This window comes from Pseudomonas sp. FP2338 (assembly GCF_030687515.1).
Lineage (GTDB): Bacteria > Pseudomonadota > Gammaproteobacteria > Pseudomonadales > Pseudomonadaceae > Aquipseudomonas > Aquipseudomonas salomonii.
In genome coordinates, this window is the sequence record NZ_CP117436.1 from 6,069,002 (window position 1) to 6,092,022 (window position 23,021).

Genomic DNA, 23,021 nt, shown 5'->3' on the forward strand with positions numbered 1-23,021 from the left:
GTTAAAACACGAATGATTGCTCTAGCCCGCCGCGCCGCAGGCCTGCTGCTCAGCACAGTTTGTCTGCCTCTTTCAGCCTTGGCTGCCGACCCACAACCCACCCATGAATTCACCCTCGATAACGGCCTTAAAGTGGTCGTGCGCGAAGACCATCGTGCGCCAGTGGTGGTTTCCCAGGTCTGGTACAAGGTCGGCTCGAGCTATGAAACCCCGGGCCAGACCGGTTTGTCCCACGCCCTGGAACACATGATGTTCAAGGGCAGCGCCAAGGTCGGTCCCGGCGAAGCCTCGCTGATCCTGCGCGACCTCGGCGCCGAAGAAAACGCCTTCACCAGCGACGACTACACCGCGTACTACCAGGTGCTGGCCCGTGACCGCCTGGGCGTGGCTTTCGAGCTGGAAGCCGACCGCATGGCCAGCCTGCGTCTGCCGGCTGATGAGTTCAGCCGCGAAATCGAGGTAATCAAGGAAGAACGCCGCCTGCGTACCGACGACAACCCGATGTCCAAGGCTTATGAACGTTTTAAGGCGATGGCCTACCCGGCCAGCGGCTACCACACGCCGACCATCGGCTGGATGGCCGACCTTGAGCGCATGAAAGTCGAAGAACTGCGCCACTGGTACCAGTCCTGGTATGTGCCGAACAACGCCACGCTGGTGGTGGTCGGCGATGTGACGCCGGACGAGGTCAAGAAACTCGCCCAGCGCTACTTCGGCCCGATCCCCAAGCGTGACGTGCCACCGGCCAAGATCCCGCTGGAGCTGGCCGAGCCTGGCGAGCGCTTGCTGACCCTGCACGTGCAGACCCAACTGCCGAGCGTGATCCTCGGTTTTAACGTGCCGGGCCTGGCGACTGCCGAAGACAAACGCTCGGTGCAAGCCCTGCGCCTGCTCTCGGCCCTGCTCGATGGCGGCTACAGCGCGCGTATCTCGGAACAACTGGAGCGCGGTGAAGAGCTGGTCTCCGGTGCCTCCACCAGTTACGACGCCTATACCCGTGGTGACAGCCTCTTCACATTGAGCGCCACACCGAACCAGCAGAAGAAAAAGACCATTGCCCAGGCCGAAGCCGGCCTGTGGCGTTTGCTCGACGAGTTGAAAGCCAAGCCGCCGACCACCGAAGAACTGGAACGTATCCGCGCCCAAGTGATTGCCGGTGTGGTTTACCAACGTGATTCCATCACCAGCCAGGCCACGGCCATCGGCTCGCTGGAAACCGTTGGCCTGTCCTGGAAACTCATGGACACCGAGCTTGCCGACCTGCAAAGCGTGACCCCGGAAGATATCCAGAAAGCCGCACGTACTTATTTCACCCGCGAACGTTTGAGCGTCGCCCATGTTTTGCCCGAGGAGACCGCTCATGAGTAATCGCAAAAGCAGCCGCCTGATCTTCCCCGGCCTGGTCGTCGTCACCCTGATCGCCGCCAGCGCCGTGTACTTCCTGCGCCCGAGTGAATCCGTGGCCAGCCAGGCCCTGGACAAGGCGCAATCGGCCAACACACTGCAATCTTTGGCGGAACTGGACGGCAAGGCGCCGACCAACCGCAAGCTCGACGTGCAAACCTGGACCACCGCCGAAGGCGCCAAGGTGCTGTTCGTCGAGGCCCACGAACTGCCGATGTTCGACATGCGCATCCTGTTCGCCGCCGGCAGCAGCCAGGACGGCAACACGCCCGGCGTGGCGCTGCTGACCAACGCCATGCTCAACGAAGGCATACCGGGCAAGGATGTCAGCCAGATCGCCAGCGGCTTTGAAGGGCTGGGCGCCGACTTCGGCAATGGCGCTTTTCGCGACATGGCGTTGGTGTCCCTGCGCAGCCTGAGTGATAGCGACAAGCGCGACGCGGCCCTGGCGCTGTTTGATCAGGTAATCGGCAAGCCGACTTTCCCGGCCGACTCCCTGGCGCGCATCAAGAACCAGATTCTTGCCGGTTTTGAGTACCAGAAACAGAACCCCGGCAAGCTGGCCAGCCTTGAGCTGTTCAAGCGCTTGTATGGCGACCACCCTTACGCGCACCCGAGCGAAGGCACGCCCGAGAGCATTCCGGCGATTACCCTGGCGCAGTTGCAGGCGTTCCACGCCAAGGCTTATGCGGCGGGCAATGCGGTGATTGCCGTGGTGGGCGATCTGACTCGCGCCGAGGCTGAAGCCATGACGGCCAAGGTCTCCGCATCGCTGCCCAAAGGCCCGGCCCTGGCCAAGATCGCCCAGCCGACCGAGCCGAAAGCTGGCCTGAGCCATATCGAATTCCCGTCCAAGCAAACCCATTTGCTGTTCGCGCAACTGGGCATCGACCGCGCCGACCCGGACTACGCCGCCTTGTCCCTGGGCAACCAGATCCTCGGCGGCGGCGGTTTCGGCACCCGCTTGATGAGCGAAGTACGTGAGAAGCGCGGCCTGACCTACGGTGTTTACTCCGGTTTCTCGCCGATGCAGGTGCGTGGCCCGTTCATGATCAACCTGCAGACCCGCGCCGAAATGAGCGGCGGCACTCTGCGCCTGGTTGAAGACGTGCTGGCCGACTACCTCAAGACCGGCCCGACGCAAAAGGAACTGGACGACGCCAAGCGTGAGCTGGCCGGCAGCTTCCCGCTGTCCACCGCGAGCAACGCGGATATCGTCGGGCAGCTGGGCGCCATGGGTTTCTATAACCTGCCGCTGAGCTATCTTGAGGATTTCATGAAACAATCCCAGGCCCTGACCGTAGAGCAGGTCAAGGCTGCAATGAATAAACACTTGAGCGCCGACAAGATGGTCATCGTGACCGCCGGCCCGACGATTGCGCAAAAGCCACTACCGCCCCCCACTGATAAACCCGCCGAGCAGCCGCTCGGGGTTCCGGAGCATTAATGGCCAGTTCATCTCGCCCGAAAAAACCTGTCCACAACGTGCATAACGGTGTGGGCCAACTGCGCATCATTGGCGGTGAATGGGGCAGCCGCAAGCTGAGTTTCCCCGACGTCGTGGGCCTGCGCCCAACGCCGGACCGCGTGCGTGAAACCCTGTTCAACTGGCTCGCGCCGTATATCGGCGGCGCCAAGGTACTGGACCCGTTCGCCGGCAGTGGCGCGCTGTTCCTGGAGGCGCTGTCCCGTGGCGCGGCCCAGGGCCAGGCACTGGATGCCAGCAATGTGGCAGTGTCCAGCCTCAAGGAACACTTGGGCACACTGCGCTGCACCACCGGCCAGGTGCAGACCGCCGATGCGCTGCGCTACCTGGAAACCCAGGCGGCCAGCGAATACGACGTGGTGTTCCTCGACCCGCCGTTCAACCAGAACCTGTTGCCGACGGTGTGTGCGTTGCTGGAAGAACGCCAGTGGCTGGCACCCGATGCGTGGATCTACACTGAAAGCGAGACCGCCCCGTCTACCCTCGGCCTGCCGGGCAGCTGGCGCCTGCACCGGGAGCAGAAGTCCGGTCGGGTGTATTACGCGTTGTGGCATCGGTTGGTCGAAACTACCGCCTGATCCGGTTTCATCTGTGGCGAGGGAGCTTGCTCCCGCTGGGCTGCGAAGCGGCCCCAAAACCTGCAATAGTGTTCTGACTGAATAAATGCAGTGTTCCTGATGGGGCTGCTACGCAGCCCAGCGCGAGCAAGCTCGCTCGCCACAGTGAGTTCGCTGCTACCGAGAGTTTCATGATCCCGTCCTCTGAGCTGTTCAAACCCGCCTTCGGCCTCGGCAACCCTCACTTGCAAACCCTGTGGGGGCCACTGTGGCGCCCCACCACCCATATCGAACGCCAACGCGAACGCCTATGGCTGGATGACGGCGACTTTCTTGACCTCGACTGGCACGGCCCTCATGACGCGCAAGCGCCATTGGTGCTGGTATTGCACGGGCTGACCGGCTCGTCCAACTCGCCTTATGTGGCCGGACTGCAAAAAGCCCTCGCCGCCCAAGGTTGGGCCAGCGCCGCCTTGAATTGGCGTGGGTGCTCGGGCGAGCCAAACCTGTTGGCACGCAGCTATCACTCCGGTGCCAGTGAAGACCTGGCGGCGGCGATTGCCCATCTGCGGGCCAAGCGACCCTTGGCGCCGCTGTACGCGGTGGGTTATTCGTTGGGCGGCAATGTGCTGCTCAAGCACCTGGGCGAAACCGGCGAGGCATCCGGGCTGCAAGGCGCAGCGGCAGTGTCGGTGCCGTTTCGACTGGACCAGTGCGCCGATCGCATCGGGCTGGGCTTTTCGCGAGTGTATCAGAGGCATTTCATGCGCGAGATGTTGGCGTATATCCGCGTCAAGCAAAGCCGCTTTGTACAGGATGGCAGGGCCGAAGGGCTGAAAACCCTGGAAGCCCTTGGCTCATTGGAGAAAATGCGCACGTTCTGGGACTTCGACGGCCGGGTTACCGCGCCGCTGCACGGGTTCCTCAGCGCCGAGGACTATTACCGCCGCGCCTCGAGCCGTTACTACCTGGGTGAAATCCGCACGCCGACCCTGATTATCCAGGCCGCCGACGACCCGTTCGTGTTTGCTCATAGCCTGCCCGAGGCCAGTGAACTGTCGGATTGCACCGAGTTTGAGCTGCTGGCAAAAGGTGGTCATGTGGGGTTTGTGGACGGGACGCTGAAACGCCCGAGCTACTACCTGGAACGTCGCATTCCGCAGTGGCTACTGACACAACACAGTTAAAAAATGTGGGAGGCTTGCTCGCGAAGGCGGTGTATCAGTCACAAATCTATCGACTGACACTCCGCATTCGCGAGCAAGCCCGCTCCCACAGTTTGATTGGGTTTACATGGCCAGTGGCTCAGTCACCGGTTGCTATTTCCCGAGAGGGATCGGTAATCCACTCACTCCAGGACCCCGAATACAACTTGCCCAACGGGTAACCCGCCAAACTCAAGGCAAACAAGTTGTGGCACGCCGTCACGCCCGAACCGCAATACGCCACCAGTTCATCCGGTGAGCGGCCCTGCAACTGCGCGGCGAAGCGCTGTTTAAGCTGATCGGCCGGCAGGAAGCGGCCGTCACTGCCCAGGTTTTCGTTGAACGCCGCACATTGCGCACCGGGAATGTGCCCGGCAATCGGGTCAATCGGCTCCACTTCGCCGCGAAAACGCGCCTGGGCGCGGGCGTCGATCAAGGTCAGGCCCGGTTCGCCCAAGCGTTTTTGCAAATGCTCGGCATCCAGCAGCAGGCGGTTGTCCGGCTTACCGGCAAACGTTCCCGGCTCAACCACCGGTGCATCGAGGCTCAACGGGAAACCGGCGGCGTGCCAGGCCTTGAGGCCACCGTCTAGGATAAACACACCGTCGCGCTTACCCAGCCAGGCCAGCAACCACCAGGCGCGGGCGGCATAGGCGCCGGGGCCGTCGTCGTACAGGACGATGTCAGTGTTGGCATGGATGCCCCAGGCCCGCAGTTGCGCAACCAAAGTGTCCGCCGCCGGTAACGGGTGGCGACCGGTCACGCCTTTGGTCACCGGCCCACTGAGGTGGCGCTCCAGGTCGGCATATTGCGCGCCTTCGATATGCCCTTCGGCATAGCTGCACAGCCCGTAGTCCGGGTCTTCGAGGGCAAAACGACAATCCAGGATCACCAGCCCTGTGGCCTTCTGGCGTTCGGCCAATTGCTGGGGGCTGATCAGTTGGGCAAGCGGCATGACGGGCTCCTGTGAACAGATTCGGGATAGGTCCTACTTCACTTCTTCCAGTGCCTGGTTCAACGGCACGTAAAACTCTTTAAACAGCGCATCCACCGCCTCTTTCGCCTGAGGCGTGACAAACCCCGCCTCCAGCACCAGCACCTGATACACACCACGCTTGATCGCTTCGGCGCTCAAGTGCGCGGAGTTTTCATTAGTGGTGCACAGGAATCGCACCCACGAGGTGAGGATGATCCAGGCATTGAGGGTCAGGGCCTCGGTTTGCACCGGGTCCATATTGAGGATGCCGGCGTCGACAAACCCTTGGTAAATGGCCCCGCCCTGGATCAGGCAGCGCTGGGAAAACCGCCGGTAGCCGGTGGCCAGTTCCGGGTCGCTTTCCAGCAGGTGTTCGAGGTCCCGATGCAGGAAGCGATAACGCCACATCCCGGCCAGCACGGCCTGCAGGTAAAAGCGCTTGTCTTCGACGGTGACGGCGCGGCCCTGGGGCGGGCGCAGAAAACTGTCCACCAACACTTCGTACTCACGAAACAGCACGGCGATGATCGCCTGCTTGTTGGGGAAGTGGTAGTACAGGTTGCCCGGGGAAATTTCCATATGGGCGGCGATATGGTTGGTACTGACGCTGCGCTCACCCTGCTGGTTAAAAAGCTCCAGGCTGGTTTGCACAATGCGCTCGCTGGTCTTTACTCGTGGTGCCATAGGGGATCAGCTTCTGAACACGGGATGGGGCATCTTACGGCCTATCCTTGTCAGGATAAATCCGCATGTTGCTGCAATGACATTTGACAATTTAGAGCAATGACTCTAAAAATCCAGGCAGACCTATAACAATCGGGAACTGCGCCATGTCTGCCAACGTTGCCTACCTGCAAGATTCCCAGGCGCTGGATCATCTCCAGGACCTGTTCGACGCCCAACGTCGCGCCTACGCGGCCAACCCGATGCCGCCCGCTGCGCAGCGCCAGCAGTGGCTAAAGGCCTTACGCGATGTGCTCAGCGACGAACGCCAGGCGCTGATCACCGCCATCAGCCAGGACTTCAGCCACCGCAGCGCAGACGAAACGCTGTTCGCCGAATTGATGCCCAGCCTGCATGGCATTCACTACGCCAGCAAACACCTCAAAGGCTGGATGAAACCTTCCCGGCGCGCAGTAGGCATTGCCTTCCAACCGGCCTCAGCCAAAGTCATCTATCAGCCGCTGGGTGTAGTCGGGGTGATTGTCCCCTGGAACTACCCGCTGTACCTGGCCATTGGCCCATTGGTCGGCGCGTTGGCGGCGGGAAACCGGGTAATGCTCAAACTCAGTGAATCCACGCCGGCCACGGGCGAACTGCTTAAGGCGCTGCTGGCGAAGATTTTCCCCGAGGACCTGGTGTGCGTGGTGCTGGGCGAAGCCGAAGTGGGCATGGCATTTTCCAAACTGCGCTTCGACCACCTGCTGTTCACTGGCGCCACCAGCATCGGCAAGCATGTGATGCGCGCGGCCGCCGAGCACCTGACACCGGTCACCCTGGAACTGGGCGGCAAATCGCCGGCCATTGTTTCCGCCGATGTGCCACTCAAGGACGCCGCTGAGCGCATCGCCTTCGGTAAATGCCTGAATGCCGGGCAAACCTGTGTGGCACCCGACTACGTGCTGGTGCCGGAAGACCGCATTGACGGTTTCGTCGAAGCCTACAGCAACGCCGTTCGCGGGTTCTATCCGACACTGGCCGACAACCCGGACTACACCGCCATCATCAATGAGCGGCAACAGGCCCGGCTCAATGCCTACGTCAAAGACGCCACCGACAAGGGCGCCACCCTGATTGCGCTGTATGACCAAGGCCAGGCACGGCGTATGGCCCATAGCCTGTTGCTGAATGTCAGCGACGAGATGACGGTGATGCAGGATGAAATATTCGGCCCGCTGCTGCCTATCGTGCCTTATCGCGGTCTCGACCAAGCGTTTGCCTACATCAACCAGCGCCCTCGCCCACTGGCCCTGTATTACTTTGGCTACAACAAGGGCGAACAGAACCGCGTGCTCCACGAAACCCATTCCGGCGGTGTTTGCCTCAACGACACGCTGCTGCATGTGGCCCAGGACGACATGCCCTTTGGCGGTATCGGCCCGTCGGGCATGGGCCATTACCACGGCCATGAAGGTTTCCTCACGTTCAGCAAGGCCAAGGGTGTGCTGGTCAAACAGCGCCTGAACGCGGCGAAACTGATCTACCCGCCTTATGGCAAAGCCATCCAGAAACTGATCCAGAAGCTGTTTATCCGCTGATTCCGCCACCCTCGGGATAACAATAAGAATGAACCCTAGCCTGACTGAAACACCTGCGCTGTCACGGCGCGGCGTCCTGAAAATCGGCCTGTGCGCCAGTGCGTTCCTGGCCACCGCCGGCTTGGGGGCCAGCCTCAGCGGCTGTTCCAGCAGTACCCCGGCCAGTGGCTTTGCCATGCTGCGCAGCAGTGACTTGCCGTTTTTGCGCGCAATCATCCCGGTGCTGCTCGAAGGCGCGGCCAGCGCACAGGACGTGGTCGCCGGCATCGACGACACCCTGAAAAAACTCGACTACAGCCTGCAAAACCTGTCGCCGGAGATGTTCAAGCTCACCCAGCAGCTGTTCGACGTGCTGAGCATGGGCATCACCCGTGGCCCGTTGACCGGCATTTGGGGCAGCTGGGAAAACGCCAGCAGCGATCAGATCCGCAACTTCCTGCACCGCTGGGAAAACAGCTACCTGAACCTGCTGCGCATGGGCCAGGGCTCGCTGCTCAAGCTGGTGATCATGGCCTGGTACTTCCGGCCGGCGTCCTGGGCGCATTGCGGCTACCCCGGCCCACCCAAGATCTAACCCTGACAACCCGATCAAAAATGTGGGAGCTGGCAAGCCAGCTCCCACACTGAATGCAACTTCGTATAAAAATAAGAGTGCACTTCTATGCCCGTACCCGATCTGTTCCGCGATGGCCTGGCCCGTGGCTGGAAAACCCACAATGGCGCCGCCCTCAGTAATGACCTGACCCTGGAAGCCGATGTGGCCATTATCGGCAGTGGCGCGGGTGGCGGCACCACTGCCGAGATCCTCAGTGCTGCGGGCTACAAAGTGCTGCTGATCGAAGAAGGCCCGCTCAAGACCAGCAGCGACTTCAAGCTGCTCGAAGACGAAGCCTATGCCAGCCTCTATCAGGAAGGCATCGGCCGCATGAGCAAGGACGGCGCGATTACTATCCTGCAGGGGCGTGCCGTCGGCGGCACTACGCTGATCAACTGGACCTCGAGCTTTCGCACGCCCGACGCCACCCTCGCCCACTGGGCCAGTGAATACGCGGTCAAAGGCCACAGCAGCGCCGAGATGGCGCCATGGTTCGAAAAGATGGAACAACGCCTGGGCATCGCCCCCTGGGCCATTCCACCGAATGCCAACAATGATGTGATCCGCAAAGGCTGCGAAAAGCTCGGCTATAGCTGGCACGTGATCCCACGCAACGTGCGCGGCTGCTTCAACCTGGGTTATTGCGGCATGGGGTGCCCGGTCAACGCCAAGCAATCGATGCTGGTGACCACCATTCCCTCTACGCTGGAAAAGGGCGGCGAACTGCTCTACCTGGCCCGCGCCGAGCACCTGAAATACAGCGGCGACACCATCAGTAGCCTCGAATGCGTGGCCATGGATGAGCGTTGCGTGGCGCCTACCGGGCGCAAGATCACGGTCAAGGCCAAGCATTACGTGCTGGCGGGCGGCGGCATCAATAGCCCGGCGCTGTTGATGCGCTCGAGCGCGCCCGACCCGCATTCGCGACTGGGCAAGCGTACCTTCCTGCACCTGGTGAATTTCTCCGCCGGGCAGTTCGACGAGGTGATCAACCCGTTCTATGGTGCGCCGCAGTCGATCTATTCCGACCACTTCCAGTGGCAGGACGGCACCACCGGCAAAATGTCCTACAAGCTGGAGGCGCCGCCGCTGCATCCTGGCCTGGCCAGCACCCTGTTCGGTGGCTACGGCACCGGAAATGCGCTGGACATGAGCCAGTTGCCCCACACCCACGCCATGCTCGCCCTGCTGCGCGACGGTTTTCACCCCGACAGCCCTGGTGGCACGGTGGAATTACGTGGCGACGGCACGCCGGTGCTCGACTATCAGGTCTCGGATTACGCTTGGGACGGCCTGCGCCGTGCGTTTCATACCATGGCAGAGATTCAGTTCGCGGCGGGCGCCAAGTCGGTCAAGCCGCTGCATCACGATGCACGCTACGTAAATACCCTGGCCGAGGCACGCAGCCTGATCGATGGCCTGAGCCTGGAACTGCACCGCACCACGCTGGGCAGCGCCCATGTGATGGGCGGTTGCGCCATGGGCGAAGACCCGAAAAACGCGGTGGCCGACAGCCTCGGCCGCCATCATCAATTGCGTAACCTGTCGATCCACGACGGCTCGCTGTTCCCCACCAGCATTGGCGCCAACCCGCAATTATCGGTGTACGGGCTGACTGCGCAACTGGCGACGGCATTGGCCGAACGTCTGAAAACGGCATGAAAAAACCGGGTATTCACGGTATCTATCTACATAAGTCGACTTGGCCCACCGGGCATGCTGCGATACCATCCGGTTCCCCAACGGACTCCGCCAGGACGACGCGATGAACCGAGTGTTGTACCCAGGAACCTTCGACCCGATTACCAAAGGCCATGGCGATCTGGTCGAACGTGCGTCTCGCTTGTTCGACCATGTGATCATCGCGGTCGCGGCCAGCCCCAAGAAAAACCCGCTGTTTCCCCTGGAACAGCGCGTGGAGCTGGCGCAGGAGGTCACCAAGCACCTGCCCAACGTGGAAGTGGTGGGCTTTTCCACGTTGCTCGCGCACTTCGCCAAAGAGCAGAACGCCAATGTGTTCCTGCGTGGTCTGCGCGCGGTGTCGGATTTCGAATACGAATTCCAGCTGGCCAACATGAACCGCCAACTGGCGCCGGACGTGGAAAGCCTGTTCCTCACGCCGTCTGAGCGTTACTCATTCATTTCCTCGACGTTGGTGCGTGAAATTGCCGCTTTGGGCGGAGATATCACCAAATTCGTGCATCCCGCCGTGGCCGATGCGCTGACCCTGCGCTTCAAGAAGTAAGGCTCTTTGTGGCGAGGGAGCTTGCTCCCGCTGGACTGCGCAGCAGTCCCAATGGTTTCGAGCAAAGCGGGGCCGCTCCGCGCCCCAACGGGAGCAAGCTCCCTCGCCACAGAGGCAACGACCGACATTCGGGCTTGCCACACGCTCGCACTGCGGGCGCCAATGCGGCACAATTGCGCGCATTAGTTTTCAGATGCCCTGGCTGACAGCCCTGGCAGGAGTTTCCATGTCCTTGATCATCACCGACGATTGCATCAACTGCGACGTCTGCGAACCCGAGTGCCCGAACGCTGCGATTTCCCAGGGCGAAGAGATCTACGTGATCGACCCCAACCTGTGCACCCAGTGCGTCGGCCACTACGACGAACCTCAGTGCCAGCAAGTGTGCCCGGTGGATTGCATTCCGCTGGATGAGGCACGGCCTGAGACTGAAGAGCAGTTGATGGAGAAGTACCGGTTGATTACCGGCAAGGCCTGAAGTTATTTACTACCTGTAAAGGCCTCATCGCAGGCAAGCCAGCTCCCACATTTAGAGTTGTGAATACATTCAAATGTGGGAACTGGCTTGCCTGCGATGGCGACATCAGCCATCACCCGGCACTCAGCTCTGGCACTTGGGGCAAAACACACTCGCCCGCTGCCCCAGCACCACATTGCGTAACTCGCTCCCGCAGACCTTGCACGCCTCGCCACCCCGGCCGTAGACGTACAACTCCTGCTGGAAATACCCCGGTTGCCCGTCGCCGCCGATAAAGTCCCGCAACGTGGTGCCGCCCCGCTCGATAGCCGCCGCCAGCACGCGCTTGATCTCGATCGCCAGCTTCAAGTAGCGCCCGCGCGAGATACCGCCCGCAGCCCGACGCGGATCTATCCCCGCCGCAAACAACGCTTCCGTCGCGTAGATATTGCCCACGCCCACCACCACCGCGTTGTCCATGATGAACGGCTTCACCGCCATCGACTTGCCACGCGAGAGCTGGAACAGACGCTCGCCATCAAACAGGTCGGTCAACGGCTCCGGCCCCAGGCGCAGCAGCAGTTCGTGGTTGTGCGGGTCCTGGCTCCAGAGCATCGCACCGAAACGCCGAGGGTCGGTGTAGCGCAGCGCCAGGCCAGACTCCAGCTCGATATCCACATGCTCATGCTTGAGCGCCGGCAAACCGACCTCCACCAAGCGCAAATTGCCCGACATCCCCAAATGGCTGATCAACGTGCCCACTTCAGCATTGATCAACAGGTACTTGGCCCGCCGCTCCACCAGCACGATGCGCTGCCCCGACAGGCGCACATCCAGGTCTTCCGGGATCGGCCAGCGCAGGCGCCGCTCACGCACCACCACACGGCTGACGCGTTGGCCTTCCAAATGCGGCGCAATCCCGCGACGGGTCGTTTCGACTTCGGGTAACTCGGGCATGTGTACCTCTTGATTAAAGGATCAGTGGGCGCCCAGTTCGCGAATGGACAGCTTCAGGCTTTCAAAGTCGTAGTCCGACAGGCCCACGTAATCCAGCACCAGATGGCCGATGGCATCCCACTCATGGTCCGCCGACTGGTTACCCAGCACGCGGCAGGACGAGCAGATGTGCTCGGCCATCTTGAGGATCGCCAACAGGTTTTTAAGTTGCGGGTTGCGCGATGACTCATCGCTGAAAATCGCCAGGGCATTGTGGTGGTTGGCGATCGCGTCGGTCACATGCTCCGGCAGGCGCCAGGATTTGGCGGTGTAGTAGCCGACCACGGCATGGTTGGTGTTGAACGCGTTGTTCTCGGTGTCGACCACCCGGCAATCCGGGCCGGCATTGGCATACGCCTGCTCCAGCACCGCCATGTAATTGGGGAAGCGCTTGAGCATCAGCGGCACGCCGCAATCGTGGAACAGGCCCAAGGCATAGGCCTCGTCGACCGCTTGCGAACCGGTGCGCTTGGCCAGGGTCAGGCAGGTCATGGCCACGTCCTGGGCGGTGTCCCAGAAGCGGTTGAGAGTAACGATGGTGTCGTCACTCATCTCGCCCTTGATCGACTGCGCGTTGATCAGGTTGATGACCGAGCGACTGCCCAGCAGGTTCACCGCCCGCTGGATCGAGGCGATCTTGTTGCTCAGGCCGTAATACGGCGAGTTGACGATCTTCAGCAGCGCGCCGGACAGGCCCGGGTCCTGGGAGATCAACCGCGCGATCACTTCCAGGTCCGGGTCGGGCATGTACTGCTCCATCTGCAAATCCACCATGATTTGCGGTTGAGGCGGCACGCTGATGCCTTGCAGGGCCTGTTGGATCTGCTCGGCGGAAAGCTCTGGGGACATAAATACACACTCTGGACTAGGCGTGAATTCTAACCTCTATGGGAAGCTGACCGACACCTCAAAAACCGGATTGAAACGGGATCAAATGTGGGAGCGGGCTTGCTCGCGAAAGCGGTGGGTCAGCCAGCTCATCCGGTACTGACCCAACGCATTCGCGAGCAAGCCCGCTCCCACATGTCCGGCGGCTCCGCCTAGCACGGCACAACAGGGTATACTCCCGCTCTTTTTTCCGGAGCGACGTCATGTCCCTGCCAAGCCTGCGTCTCAAAGCCAACGCCGATCGTCGTTTGCGCAACGGCCACCTGTGGGTCTACAGCAACGAAATCGACGTGGCCGCCACCCCACTTCACGGCTTCCAGGCAGGCGACCAGGCTATCCTGGAAGCGGCCGGCGGCAAGACTTTGGGCATCGTGGCCATGAGCCCGAACAACCTGATCTGCGCCCGTCTGCTGTCGCGCGACATCAAGTTGCCGCTGGATAAATCGCTGCTGGTGCACCGCATCAACGTCGCGCTGTCCCTGCGTGACCGCCTGTTCGACAAGCCGTTCTACCGCCTGGTCTACGGTGATTCCGACCTGTTGCCGGGCCTGGTGGTCGACCGTTTCGGCGACATCCTGGTGGTACAGATCGCCTCGGCAACCATGGAAGCCCATAAGGAAGACGTGATCGCCGCGTTGACCCAAGTGCTCAAGCCAAGCGGCATCCTGTTCAAGAACGACTCCGCCGCGCGCGACGCCGAAGGCCTCAACCGCTACGTCGAAACCGTGTTCGGCCTGGTGCCGGAGTGGGTTGCGCTGGAAGAAAACGGCGTGAAATTCGAAGCCCCGGTGATCCAGGGCCAGAAAACCGGCTGGTTCTACGACCACCGCATGAACCGCGCCCGCCTGGCCCCGTATGCCAAAGGCAAACGCGTACTCGACCTGTACAGCTACATCGGCGGCTGGGGCGTGCAAGCTGCAGCGTTCGGTGCCAGTGAAGTGTTCTGCGTCGACGCCTCGGCCTTCGCCCTCGACGGTGTTGAGCGCAACGCTGCGCTGAACGGTGTTGCCGAGAAGATGACCTGCATCGAAGGCGACGTGTTCGAAGCCCTGAAGGAACTGAAAGCCAGCGAAGAACGCTTCGACGTGATCGTTGCCGACCCACCGGCCTTCATCAAACGCAAAAAAGACATGAAAAACGGCGAAGGCGCCTACCGCCGCCTGAACGAGCAAGCCATGCGCCTGCTCAGCAAGGACGGCATCCTGGTCAGCGCCTCTTGCTCGATGCACCTGCCGGAAGACGACCTGCAAAACATCCTGCTGACCAGCGCCCGCCACCTGGACCGCAATATCCAGATGCTCGAACGCGGCGGCCAGGGCCCGGACCATCCGGTGCACCCGGCGATTGCCGAGACGCGGTACATCAAGAGCATTACGTGCCGGTTGTTGCCTAATAGCTAAGCAACACGCAGATCAAATGTGGGAGCTGGCTTGCCTGCGATAGCGGTGGACCTGTTGATGAGTTTGTTGACTGACACTCAGCCATCGCGGGCAAGCCCGCTCCCACATTTTTCCGGCGCAAGCCATCCTTCAACGGTTTTGATTGAATTCCACATTTCGCAGACTAGTATCGGTTTCTGGAATTACTCCGGAAAACAAAAACAATGTCTGGGCCCTACCTCTCCCGCTTCATTCTCATCACCTGCATTTCCCTGATCAGTTTCTTCCCGATTAACATTCTGCTGCCCTCGTTTCCCGCGCTGGCTGCCAGGTTCGACACACCTACCGCAGAAATCGCACTGTCGATCAGTCTGTTCACGCTGGTGTTTTCAATTTCCCAATTGATTGCAGGCCCGCTGTCGGATAAATGGGGCCGCAAGGAAGTGCTGATCGGCTGCATTACGCTGTCGATCCTCGGCGCGATGGGTTGCGCGTTCGCGTCCGACTACCTGACCTTCCTGCTGTTTCGCTGCGTGCAGGCCATGGGCTGCGGCTTTTTCGTACTGGGCCATGCACTGGTCGAAGACCTGTTCGAAGAGCAGGACCGCGCCCGCGTACGCCTGTATTACATGACCCTTAGCGGTTCGTTTGTGGCGCTCTCGCCGCTGATCGGCTCCTGGCTGCAAACCACCTTCGACTGGCAAGGCAGCTTCTACGGCTTTGCGCTGATGGCACTGGGCATGTTGATCCATGCGTTGTGCATCTTGCCTTCCAGGTCCGCCGGCCCGTACCGCGCGCCGGTGTCGATCATTGGCACGCTTAAAGCCGTCGCCAGCAACAAAAACTTCCTGCGCTACTGGTGGATCGCCGCACTGGTGTTTGCCTGCTACTTCGCGCTGATCAGCGTGACGCCGTTGATTTTCATGGATGCGCTGAAACTCTCCGAATACCAGTACGCCTTGGTGCTGATGGTGTACGGCGTGGCCTATTTGCTCGGCGGCGTGGCGGCTTCGTATCTGCAAAAGCGCATTTCACTGTCCCGGCAGATCAACATCGGCCTCGGTTTATTGCTGGTCGCGGGGGCATTGCTCCTGCTGATCATCTGCTTTGAAGCCATCACCACCATTACCTTGTTGATCCCAATGCTGATCAGCGCCCTGGCCGTAACACTGGTTCGACCGGCGGCCATCTCGGCGGCAATGCTGTTGTTCTCAAGCAGCGCAGGCACGGCGGCATCGGCAGGCAACAGCATCATGTTCCTCACCGCCGCCGTCAGCAGCGCCGCACTCGCTCAAACCGGCACGCACTTGCTGACGACCATCGCCGCAAGCTTCATGGTTTTCAGCCTGTGGGGCTGGTGGGCGAATGCGCGAACCGGGCGTTAGCGCCCTCCACTGTGGCGAGCAAGCTTGCTTGCGCTGGGGTGCGAAGCGCTCCCAAAAAGGCCCGAACCGGTTTGCCACTGAGCGGGAGTAAGCGCCCTCGCCACAGACGGCCATTCCCTCCAGCCACCAGCGGTGTAGAATCGGCCTATTCATCGCCAGTCATCCCCCGGCGGGTTTATGAGCTCAAGGCCCAAGCAAGCGGCGATCCCGCGACGCGAGTGGCAACTTTTGGACACCACGGCCATTTTTCGGGTGCTCCAGACGTCAATAGAAGCTCACTCCCCAGTAGTACCTGATTAGTAGTTACCTGATTAGCCGCCCGGAGTGCTCCATGCCAGATTACCGCTCGAAAACATCCACCCATGGCCGCAACATGGCCGGCGCCCGCGCACTGTGGCGTGCCACGGGGATGAAAGATGACGACTTCAAGAAGCCGATCATCGCGATTGCCAACTCGTTCACCCAGTTCGTACCGGGCCACGTCCACCTCAAGGACCTGGGCCAACTGGTCGCCCGCGAAATCGAACGCGCCGGTGGCGTAGCCAAGGAATTCAACACCATCGCCGTGGATGACGGCATCGCCATGGGCCATGACGGCATGCTGTATTCCCTGCCGAGCCGCGAGATCATCGCCGACTCCGTGGAATACATGGTCAACGCCCACTGCGCCGACGCCATCGTGTGCATCTCCAACTGCGACAAGATCACCCCTGGCATGTTGATGGCCGCCCTGCGCCTGAACATCCCGGTGATCTTCGTCTCCGGCGGCCCGATGGAAGCCGGCAAGACCAAGCTCGCTTCCCACGGCCTCGACCTGGTCGACGCCATGGTCATCGCCGCCGATTCCAGCGCGTCCGACGAGAAGGTCGCGGAATACGAGCGCAGCGCCTGCCCGACCTGCGGTTCGTGCTCCGGCATGTTCACCGCCAACTCGATGAACTGCCTGGTGGAAGCCCTGGGCCTGGCCTTGCCGGGCAACGGCTCCACCCTGGCCACCCACAGCGACCGCGAACAGCTGTTCCTGCAGGCTGGCCGCACCATCGTCGAGCTGTGCAAGCGTTACTACACCGAGAACGATGAGTCGGTGTTGCCGCGCAATATCGCCAACTTCAAGGCGTTCGAAAACGCCATGACCCTGGACATCGCCATGGGCGGTTCCACCAACACCATCCTGCACTTGCTGGCCGCGGCGCAAGAAGCCGAGATCGACTTCGACCTGCGCGACATCGACCGCCTGTCCCGCCACGTGCCGCAACTGTGCAAAGTCGCGCCGAACATCCAGAAGTACCACATGGAAGACGTGCACCGCGCCGGCGGGATCTTCTCGATCCTCGGTTCGCTGGCCCGTGGCGGTCTGTTGCACACCGACCTGCCGACCGTGCACAGCAAATCCCTGGCCGAAGGCATCGCTAAGTGGGACATCACCCAGACTGACGACGAAGCGGTGCATCATTTCTTCAAGGCTGGCCCGGCGGGCATTCCGACCCAGACCGCGTTCAGCCAGTCGACCCGTTGGGAAACCCTGGACGACGACCGTGAAAACGGCTGCATCCGCAGTGTCGAGCACGCCTACTCGCAAGAAGGCGGCCTGGCCGTGCTGTACGGCAACATTGCCCTCGACGGCTGCGTGGTGAAAACCGCCGGTGTGGATGAATCCATCCATGTGTTCGAAGGCCGCGCCAAGATCTACGAAAGCCAGGACAGCTCGGTGCGCGGCATCCTCGCCGACGAAGTGAAAGAAGGCGACATCGTGATCATCCGCTACGAAGGCCCGAAAGGCGGCCCGGGTATGCAGGAGATGCTCTACCCGACGTCCTACCTGAAGTCCAAGGGCCTGGGCAAAGCCTGCGCCTTGCTGACCGACGGGCGTTTCTCTGGCGGGACTTCGGGCCTGTCCATCGGCCACGCTTCGCCGGAAGCTGCTGCCGGCGGCGCGATCGGTCTGGTACAGGATGGCGACAAGGTGCTGATCGACATTCCGAACCGCTCGATCAACCTGCTGATCAGCGACGAAGAACTGGCCGCGCGCCGCGTCGAGCAGGACAAGAAAGGCTGGAAGCCGGTGGAGAAGCGTCCGCGCAAAGTCACCACCGCGCTGAAGGCCTACGCCCTGTTGGCCACCAGTGCCGACAAAGGTGCTGTGCGTAACAAGGCGATGCTCGACGGCCTGTAAGCCCCGCCCATAAAAATGCCCCGCCACGTGCGGGGCATTTTTTTGCCTGATAAACCTCCATCAAACAATGGAGATCAACTGTGGGAGCTGGCTTGCCTGCGATGGCGGTGTGTCAGCTTGCCTCTCTGAGCCTGACCGAGCGCTATCGCAGGCAAGCCCGCTCCCACAGTTGACCGAGTTCCAACTTGAGAATGCGATCGAATGTGGGAGCGGGCTTGCTCGCGAAGCAGGCGACTCGGTCTTACTGAATCTCTTCCGGCTTGACGATCACCCAGTTCTTGTCCGCCGTCACCGGCAACCCTTCCTTGGCCTGCGCCGCCGCGTGCTTCGCCATCATCCCGTTGAGTTGGGTCATGTATTTGTCCTTGCGGTTGATCCACAAGTGAACACCGCCTTTGGCCACGTCCACATCGTGGAACAGCATGTAGCCATCGCTGGAAGGCGTGTCGCCGCCGACGATCACCGGCTTTTTCCATTCGTCGATGTAGGTGAGGATCGCTGCGTGCTTGCCGGCCATCCAGGTCGCCGGAGTCCACAGGTAGGGGGTGAGTTCGAGGCCCAGGTTGGCCTTCTCGTCATATTTGCCCGCAGTGATCTGCTTACGCGCCGTGGTCAGCTCGCCAGTCTTGCGGTCTTTGAGCAAGGTGCTCACGCCGATGACGTTCTCGGGTTTGACGTTGTAGCCGTACTTCGGATCGGCGGCGACCATGCGCACCAGCTCCTCGGACGCGGCGGTCATCACATACACCTCGATGCCGTTTTCCATCAGCTTGTTGTACAGCTCGGCCTGGCCGGTGAAGACTTTCGGCGGCTGCACCTCGGATTTCTTCACCACGTCGCCTTCAAAGTAGGTGACCGGCACCGGCTTGCCGGAAGCCATCAGCTCATCTACCTGGACCTTGAGTTCCTTGAGGGTGAAGCCCGAGAAAATCTGCGCAACCCACGGGTAGCAGACCATGTCGTCGACTTCGCAGAGGCGATAGTAGTAGCTGAACAGGCTTTCCTTGTGGTCGGCGGTGTCCTTGAACGGCATGAGCTTCAGGGACGGGTCCATGCTCTCGCGGGTGATCAGGCCCTTGTTTTCCATGTAGGGCAGCAAGGACTCTTCGAGGTCGTAGCGGTAACTGGTGTTGTCCATGTCGAACACCGCGAAGTTACCCTTGTTGGCATTCGCGGCGATCATCTTGTTCAGTTGCTCGGCGGCGGGCGCCGGCCAGTGTTTCAACTCGGTGGCGGCAAATGCCTGGCTGACGAGGCCGAGGCAGAAGGCGGCGGCAAGCAGTTTTGGCGCAAGCTTCATAAGCGTTTTATCCCTGAGTGAAAGACATCGACGCTAACAAATCTGTATGACAGTTATCGCCCGAGCACGACCGCTTGCGTCGTGATAACGCCAAGGGCATGTGCCTGAGCGCCAAATGCTTATTCCAAAAACGACAGTGACCATTCCATATTGGTATTAAATCAATATATTTCAAACTGTTAGGCTTCCCGGTTCGCAATCGCAGGCTCGCGCGATTGGCTGCCTTCTCAACGGAGCTTCAATGAATCTGCCCCTGATTCTCAACTTACTGGTGTTCGTGGCCCTGTTGTTGGGCCTGGCACAAACCCGTCACACCAACTGGAGCCTCGCCAAGAAGGTGCTGTTTGCCCTCGTACTGGGCGTGGTGTTCGGCGCGGCTTTGCACACCCTTTATGGTGACGGCAACCCCGTGCTAAAGGCCTCGATCAGTTGGTTTGATCTGGTCGGCAATGGCTACGTGCAACTGCTGCAGATGATCGTGATCCCGCTGGTGTTCGCCTCGATCCTCAGTGCTGTGGCGCGCCTGCACAACGCCTCGTCCCTGGGCAAGATCAGCTTCCTGACCATCGGCACGCTCCTGTTCACCACCGCGATTGCGGCGCTGATCGGTATCGGCCTGACCAACCTGTTCGGCCTCACCGCCGAAGGCTTGGTGGCCGGCACCCAGGAAATGGCACGCCTGCAAGTGATCCAGAGCGATTACGCCGGCAAGGTAGCCGACCTGAATATCCCGCAGTTGCTGCTGTCGTTCGTGCCGGCCAACCCGTTTGCCGACCTGGCGCGCGCCAAGCCGACGTCGATCATCAGCGTGGTGATTTTCGCTGCATTCCTGGGGGTTGCCGCGCTGCAACTGCTCAAGGATGACGTGGAAAAAGGCCAGAAAGTGCTCAGCGCCATCGACACCCTGCAAGCCTGGGTAATGCGCCTGGTGCGCCTGGTGATGAAGCTGACGCCCTACGGTGTATTGGCGCTGATGACCAAGGTAGTCGCCGGCTCCAACCTGCAAGACATCATCAAGCTCGGCAGTTTTGTGGTGGTGTCTTACCTGGCGCTGGGCTTGATGTTTGTGGTGCACGGCCTGCTGCTGTCGCTGGCCGGGATCAACCCGCTGCGGTTCTTCCGCAAAGTGTGGCCGGTGCTGACATTTGCGTTCACCAGCCGCTCCAGCGCAGCCGCCATTCCGCTGAGCATTGAAGCGCAGACCCGTCGCCTGGGCATTCCGCAATCCATCGCCGGGTTTGCCGCCTCGTTTGGCGCGACCATCGGCCAGAACGGTTGCGCCGGTCTCTATCCGGCCATGCTGGCGGTGATGGTTGCACCGACCGTGGGCATCAACCCGCTGGACCCACTGTGGATCGCGACGCTGGTGGCGATTGTGACCTTGAGTTCGGCCGGTGTGGCAGGCGTGGGCGGCGGTGCGACCTTCGCCGCACTGATCGTGCTGCCGGCGATGGGCTTGCCGGTGTCACTGGTGGCGCTGCTGATTTCCGTGGAGCCGCTGATCGACATGGGCCGCACGGCGTTGAACGTGAATGGTTCGATGACCGCCGGGGCGATTACCAGCCAGATCATGGGGCAGACGGATAAAGCGCTGCTGGATGCTGATGAGCATGCTGAATTAGCGCAGGTTTAACACTGCCTCTGTGGCGAGGGAGCTTGCTCCCGCTGGGCTGCGTAGCGGCCCAAGAATCTTGGGAGCGCTTCGCTCTCCAGCGGGAGTAAGCTCCCTCGCCACATTAAGCGCGCCAGATCTTTAGGCTTTTTCCCAGACTTCGAAGTTGTACGCCGGCTTATCACCTTCAGCTGGATTCTCCAGGTTTGAAACCAGCTTCCACTGGTTCAAATCAAACTCCGGAAACCACGCATCGCCTTCCGGGCTCAACGCCACCCGCGTCAAATACAGGCGATCCGCCTGCTGCAGCCCTTGCGCATACAACTGCGCACCGCCGATCAGCATCAGCTCATCCACGCCCTGTTCCAGCGCCCAGGCTTCAGCGCGCTCAACCGCCGCGTCCAGTGACGGAAAAACTTCCGCACCTTCCAGCGCCAAGCCGGTCTGACGGCTGACCACAATGTTCAGGCGCCCCGGCAACGGTCGGCCCAGGGAATCCCAGGTCTTGCGCCCCATGATGATCGGCTTGCCGAGCGTGGTGGCCTTGAAATATTTGAAATCCCCCGGCAAATGCCAGGGCATGCTGTTGTCGACGCCGATCACGCGGTTTTCACCGAGGGCTGCGATCAGGCTTAAAGGGAGTGTTTTTTTCATGCCGACGAGAATACCAGAGCCACGAGTCTGCGGTTATGCTCCAAGCTCACTTGCTCAACAGGACGGCGCGTGACTGCTCTGAACCCGCTGCATAAACTTTGGCTGACCGAAACCGTGCGCCTGCGCGAAGAACACGCAGGCCCTTTGGAAGACCTGGAAGCCAACCGCCTGGCCCGCACGGCCGGTGGCGATTTGCCCACGCGCATCCAACAGCGCGCCCTGCACCTGGCCGAGCGCGATGGGCTGACTGCCGCCCTCACCCGCTGGCTGCAAGGCGCGCGTTTGGCGTTGGCGCTGCTGGCGGTAGTCGCCGTGATCAGTGGTGCCGGGCTGGCCTTTGCCGCCCTGGGTAATGGCCTGACGCCGGTGAATGTGTTCTGGGCCCTGGGCAGCCTGCTCGGCTTGAACCTGATCCTGTTAATCAGCTGGGCCTTGGGCTTGCTGTTAGCCGGTGAACACAGCGCCAGCCTCGGGCGACTGTGGTTATGGCTCAGCGAAAAATTTGCCCGCGATGCCAAAGCCGCGCAATTGGCGCCAGCCTTGCTGCTGTTGTTGCAGCGCCAGAAACTCAACCGTTGGGCCGTGGGTGTGCTGGTCAACAGCCTGTGGTTGTTGGCCTTGCTCAGCGCCCTGGTGATTCTGCTGACACTGCTGGCCACGCGGCGCTACGGTTTTGTGTGGGAAACCACCATCCTCGGCGCCGATACCTTTGTTTGCGTGACCCAAGCCCTCGGCAGCCTGCCCGCCTTGCTGGGCTTTAATGTGCCGACGGTGGAGATGATCCGCGCCAGCGGCGACTCGGCGCTGAATATCGAAAGCGCCCGCCAGGCCTGGGCCGCGTGGCTGGTAGGCGTGCTGCTGGTGTACGGCCTGCTGCCCCGATTGCTCCTCGCGCTGCTGTGCCTGTGGCGCTGGAAACGCGGGCGCGCTGCGTTGCGCCTGGACCTCAACCTGCCCGGCTACAGCCAGTTGCGCGAACGCCTGATGCCCAGCAGTGAACGGCTGGGCGTCAACGACGCCGCGCCCGAACAACTGCACCACGTCACTGGCGGCATCAGCGAACTGGAAAGCGACGGCGCCCTGCTGGTGGCCATCGAACTCGACGATCAGCACCCGTGGCCGCCCAAGCTGCCGAGCAGCATCAAAAACGCCGGCATCCTCGACAGCCGTGAATCGCGCAACAAACTGCTGGAACAACTCACGCGCTTCCCGCCCGCACGCCTGGCCATCGCCTGTGACCCGCGCCGCTCGCCGGATCGCGGCAGCCTGGCGCTGATCGCCGAGCTGGCCCGCAGCGCCACCGCCACCCGCGTATGGCTGTTGCAAGCGCCACCCGGCCAGGCGCTGGACGCCGAGCGCCTGGGCGACTGGCACGCCGCGCTGCAACAGCTGGAGCTGCCGTTCGCCGACTGTGCGCCGCTGAGCTGGCTGGAGACCGGTCATGACTAAAC

Annotated in this window: 20 protein-coding genes; 14 read left to right on the forward strand and 6 right to left on the reverse strand. The window is 61.4% G+C overall.

The annotated features are described in order from the left end of the window. Positions 1 to 12 precede the first annotated feature (12 nt). The 4 genes from PSH96_RS27595 (at position 13) to PSH96_RS27610 (ending at position 4,634) form a co-directional block, all read left to right on the forward strand. Positions 13 to 1,368 (forward strand): pitrilysin family protein, encoded by a 1,356-nt coding sequence (locus tag PSH96_RS27595; protein WP_065912227.1) that lies wholly within the window; start codon positions 13 to 15, stop codon positions 1,366 to 1,368. Further along, the gene (locus PSH96_RS27600; RefSeq protein ID WP_305456399.1) at positions 1,361 to 2,851 is read left to right on the forward strand and encodes a pitrilysin family protein; all 1,491 of its coding nucleotides are present in this window, start codon (positions 1,361 to 1,363) and stop codon (positions 2,849 to 2,851) included. Before PSH96_RS27595 ends, PSH96_RS27600 begins: the two co-directional genes overlap by 8 nt. Continuing rightward, positions 2,851 to 3,468 (forward strand): 16S rRNA (guanine(966)-N(2))-methyltransferase RsmD, encoded by a 618-nt coding sequence (gene rsmD, locus PSH96_RS27605; RefSeq protein WP_138813451.1) that lies wholly within the window; start codon positions 2,851 to 2,853, stop codon positions 3,466 to 3,468. Before PSH96_RS27600 ends, rsmD begins: the two co-directional genes overlap by 1 nt. Positions 3,469 to 3,638: 170 nt before the next feature. Next, positions 3,639 to 4,634 (forward strand): hydrolase, encoded by a 996-nt coding sequence (locus tag PSH96_RS27610; RefSeq protein WP_305456401.1) that lies wholly within the window; start codon positions 3,639 to 3,641, stop codon positions 4,632 to 4,634. Positions 4,635 to 4,752: 118 nt separating this feature from the next. Here the strand turns inward: PSH96_RS27610 and PSH96_RS27615 are convergent, their stop codons facing one another. Then, on the reverse strand, positions 4,753 to 5,607 hold the full coding sequence (locus PSH96_RS27615; protein ID WP_305456403.1) for a sulfurtransferase: 855 nt from the start codon (positions 5,605 to 5,607) through the stop codon (positions 4,753 to 4,755). Positions 5,608 to 5,640: 33 nt separating this feature from the next. Further along, a complete protein-coding gene (locus PSH96_RS27620; protein WP_106575697.1) occupies positions 5,641 to 6,312 on the reverse strand; it encodes a TetR/AcrR family transcriptional regulator in 672 nt (223 codons plus the stop codon). A gap of 146 nt (positions 6,313 to 6,458) precedes the next feature. On the opposite strand from PSH96_RS27620, the gene PSH96_RS27625 reads away from it, so the two are divergent. The 5 genes from PSH96_RS27625 to PSH96_RS27645 all read left to right on the forward strand — a co-directional run bounded on the left by PSH96_RS27625 (position 6,459) and on the right by PSH96_RS27645 (position 11,204). Then, positions 6,459 to 7,886: a coniferyl aldehyde dehydrogenase gene (locus PSH96_RS27625; RefSeq protein WP_305456405.1), complete on the forward strand. Its 1,428-nt coding sequence runs from the start codon at positions 6,459 to 6,461 to the stop codon at positions 7,884 to 7,886. 28 nt (positions 7,887 to 7,914) lie between these two features. Continuing rightward, on the forward strand, positions 7,915 to 8,460 hold the full coding sequence (locus tag PSH96_RS27630; RefSeq protein ID WP_305456407.1) for a twin-arginine translocation pathway signal protein: 546 nt from the start codon (positions 7,915 to 7,917) through the stop codon (positions 8,458 to 8,460). Positions 8,461 to 8,547: 87 nt separating this feature from the next. Beyond that, positions 8,548 to 10,143 carry a GMC family oxidoreductase gene (locus PSH96_RS27635; RefSeq protein ID WP_305456408.1) on the forward strand — a complete coding sequence of 532 codons (1,596 nt, stop codon included), beginning with the start codon at positions 8,548 to 8,550 and terminating at the stop codon, positions 10,141 to 10,143. 103 nt (positions 10,144 to 10,246) lie between these two features. Further along, positions 10,247 to 10,726, forward strand: a complete 480-nt coding sequence (gene coaD, locus PSH96_RS27640) for a pantetheine-phosphate adenylyltransferase (RefSeq protein ID WP_003195136.1) — start codon at positions 10,247 to 10,249, stop codon at positions 10,724 to 10,726. A 226-nt stretch (positions 10,727 to 10,952) separates the two neighbouring features. Then, positions 10,953 to 11,204, forward strand: coding sequence for a YfhL family 4Fe-4S dicluster ferredoxin (locus PSH96_RS27645; protein ID WP_029300613.1), 252 nt, complete (start codon positions 10,953 to 10,955; stop codon positions 11,202 to 11,204). A 123-nt stretch (positions 11,205 to 11,327) separates the two neighbouring features. On the opposite strand, the gene mutM is transcribed toward PSH96_RS27645, so the two are convergent. Both mutM and PSH96_RS27655 read right to left on the reverse strand, forming a co-directional pair. Continuing rightward, a complete protein-coding gene (gene mutM / locus PSH96_RS27650; RefSeq protein WP_017139476.1) occupies positions 11,328 to 12,140 on the reverse strand; it encodes a bifunctional DNA-formamidopyrimidine glycosylase/DNA-(apurinic or apyrimidinic site) lyase in 813 nt (270 codons plus the stop codon). Positions 12,141 to 12,161: 21 nt separating this feature from the next. Continuing rightward, positions 12,162 to 12,974 (reverse strand): HDOD domain-containing protein, encoded by an 813-nt coding sequence (locus PSH96_RS27655; RefSeq protein WP_305460184.1) that lies wholly within the window; start codon positions 12,972 to 12,974, stop codon positions 12,162 to 12,164. Positions 12,975 to 13,270: 296 nt separating this feature from the next. On the opposite strand from PSH96_RS27655, the gene PSH96_RS27660 reads away from it, so the two are divergent. The 3 genes from PSH96_RS27660 to ilvD all read left to right on the forward strand — a co-directional run bounded on the left by PSH96_RS27660 (position 13,271) and on the right by ilvD (position 18,004). Beyond that, on the forward strand, positions 13,271 to 14,467 hold the full coding sequence (locus PSH96_RS27660) for a class I SAM-dependent rRNA methyltransferase (protein ID WP_003213799.1): 1,197 nt from the start codon (positions 13,271 to 13,273) through the stop codon (positions 14,465 to 14,467). A 203-nt stretch (positions 14,468 to 14,670) separates the two neighbouring features. After that, a complete protein-coding gene (locus PSH96_RS27665) occupies positions 14,671 to 15,831 on the forward strand; it encodes an MFS transporter (RefSeq protein WP_305456409.1) in 1,161 nt (386 codons plus the stop codon). A gap of 331 nt (positions 15,832 to 16,162) precedes the next feature. Continuing rightward, positions 16,163 to 18,004, forward strand: a complete 1,842-nt coding sequence (gene ilvD, locus PSH96_RS27670; protein WP_017139479.1) for a dihydroxy-acid dehydratase — start codon at positions 16,163 to 16,165, stop codon at positions 18,002 to 18,004. A gap of 241 nt (positions 18,005 to 18,245) precedes the next feature. Here the strand turns inward: ilvD and PSH96_RS27675 are convergent, their stop codons facing one another. Beyond that, entirely contained in the window at positions 18,246 to 19,304 is a 1,059-nt protein-coding gene (locus PSH96_RS27675; protein WP_305456413.1) for a haloacid dehalogenase-like hydrolase, read from the reverse strand. A 241-nt stretch (positions 19,305 to 19,545) separates the two neighbouring features. Between PSH96_RS27675 and PSH96_RS27680 the strand changes: the two genes are divergently transcribed. After that, positions 19,546 to 20,937, forward strand: a complete 1,392-nt coding sequence (locus PSH96_RS27680; RefSeq protein WP_305456414.1) for an L-cystine transporter — start codon at positions 19,546 to 19,548, stop codon at positions 20,935 to 20,937. Between the two features lie 120 nt (positions 20,938 to 21,057). Here the strand turns inward: PSH96_RS27680 and PSH96_RS27685 are convergent, their stop codons facing one another. Then, on the reverse strand, positions 21,058 to 21,570 hold the full coding sequence (locus tag PSH96_RS27685) for a dihydrofolate reductase (RefSeq protein WP_305456415.1): 513 nt from the start codon (positions 21,568 to 21,570) through the stop codon (positions 21,058 to 21,060). Positions 21,571 to 21,639: 69 nt separating this feature from the next. Here PSH96_RS27685 and PSH96_RS27690 point away from each other — a divergent pair, with 69 nt between their 5' ends. Beyond that, positions 21,640 to 23,019 carry a DUF2868 domain-containing protein gene (locus tag PSH96_RS27690; RefSeq protein WP_305456417.1) on the forward strand — a complete coding sequence of 460 codons (1,380 nt, stop codon included), beginning with the start codon at positions 21,640 to 21,642 and terminating at the stop codon, positions 23,017 to 23,019. Positions 23,020 to 23,021: the final 2 nt, after the last annotated feature.

Coding starts and splice junctions, on each gene's coding strand:
- PSH96_RS27595 (WP_065912227.1), top strand. CDS start 13: ATGATTGCTCTAGCCCGCCGCGCCGCAGGCCTGCTGCTCAGCACAGTT.
- PSH96_RS27600 (WP_305456399.1), top strand. CDS start 1,361: ATGAGTAATCGCAAAAGCAGCCGCCTGATCTTCCCCGGCCTGGTCGTC.
- rsmD (WP_138813451.1), top strand. CDS start 2,851: ATGGCCAGTTCATCTCGCCCGAAAAAACCTGTCCACAACGTGCATAAC.
- PSH96_RS27610 (WP_305456401.1), top strand. CDS start 3,639: ATGATCCCGTCCTCTGAGCTGTTCAAACCCGCCTTCGGCCTCGGCAAC.
- PSH96_RS27615 (WP_305456403.1), bottom strand. CDS start 5,607: ATGCCGCTTGCCCAACTGATCAGCCCCCAGCAATTGGCCGAACGCCAG.
- PSH96_RS27620 (WP_106575697.1), bottom strand. CDS start 6,312: ATGGCACCACGAGTAAAGACCAGCGAGCGCATTGTGCAAACCAGCCTG.
- PSH96_RS27625 (WP_305456405.1), top strand. CDS start 6,459: ATGTCTGCCAACGTTGCCTACCTGCAAGATTCCCAGGCGCTGGATCAT.
- PSH96_RS27630 (WP_305456407.1), top strand. CDS start 7,915: ATGAACCCTAGCCTGACTGAAACACCTGCGCTGTCACGGCGCGGCGTC.
- PSH96_RS27635 (WP_305456408.1), top strand. CDS start 8,548: ATGCCCGTACCCGATCTGTTCCGCGATGGCCTGGCCCGTGGCTGGAAA.
- coaD (WP_003195136.1), top strand. CDS start 10,247: ATGAACCGAGTGTTGTACCCAGGAACCTTCGACCCGATTACCAAAGGC.
- PSH96_RS27645 (WP_029300613.1), top strand. CDS start 10,953: ATGTCCTTGATCATCACCGACGATTGCATCAACTGCGACGTCTGCGAA.
- mutM (WP_017139476.1), bottom strand. CDS start 12,140: ATGCCCGAGTTACCCGAAGTCGAAACGACCCGTCGCGGGATTGCGCCG.
- PSH96_RS27660 (WP_003213799.1), top strand. CDS start 13,271: ATGTCCCTGCCAAGCCTGCGTCTCAAAGCCAACGCCGATCGTCGTTTG.
- PSH96_RS27665 (WP_305456409.1), top strand. CDS start 14,671: ATGTCTGGGCCCTACCTCTCCCGCTTCATTCTCATCACCTGCATTTCC.
- ilvD (WP_017139479.1), top strand. CDS start 16,163: ATGCCAGATTACCGCTCGAAAACATCCACCCATGGCCGCAACATGGCC.
- PSH96_RS27675 (WP_305456413.1), bottom strand. CDS start 19,304: ATGAAGCTTGCGCCAAAACTGCTTGCCGCCGCCTTCTGCCTCGGCCTC.
- PSH96_RS27680 (WP_305456414.1), top strand. CDS start 19,546: ATGAATCTGCCCCTGATTCTCAACTTACTGGTGTTCGTGGCCCTGTTG.
- PSH96_RS27685 (WP_305456415.1), bottom strand. CDS start 21,570: ATGAAAAAAACACTCCCTTTAAGCCTGATCGCAGCCCTCGGTGAAAAC.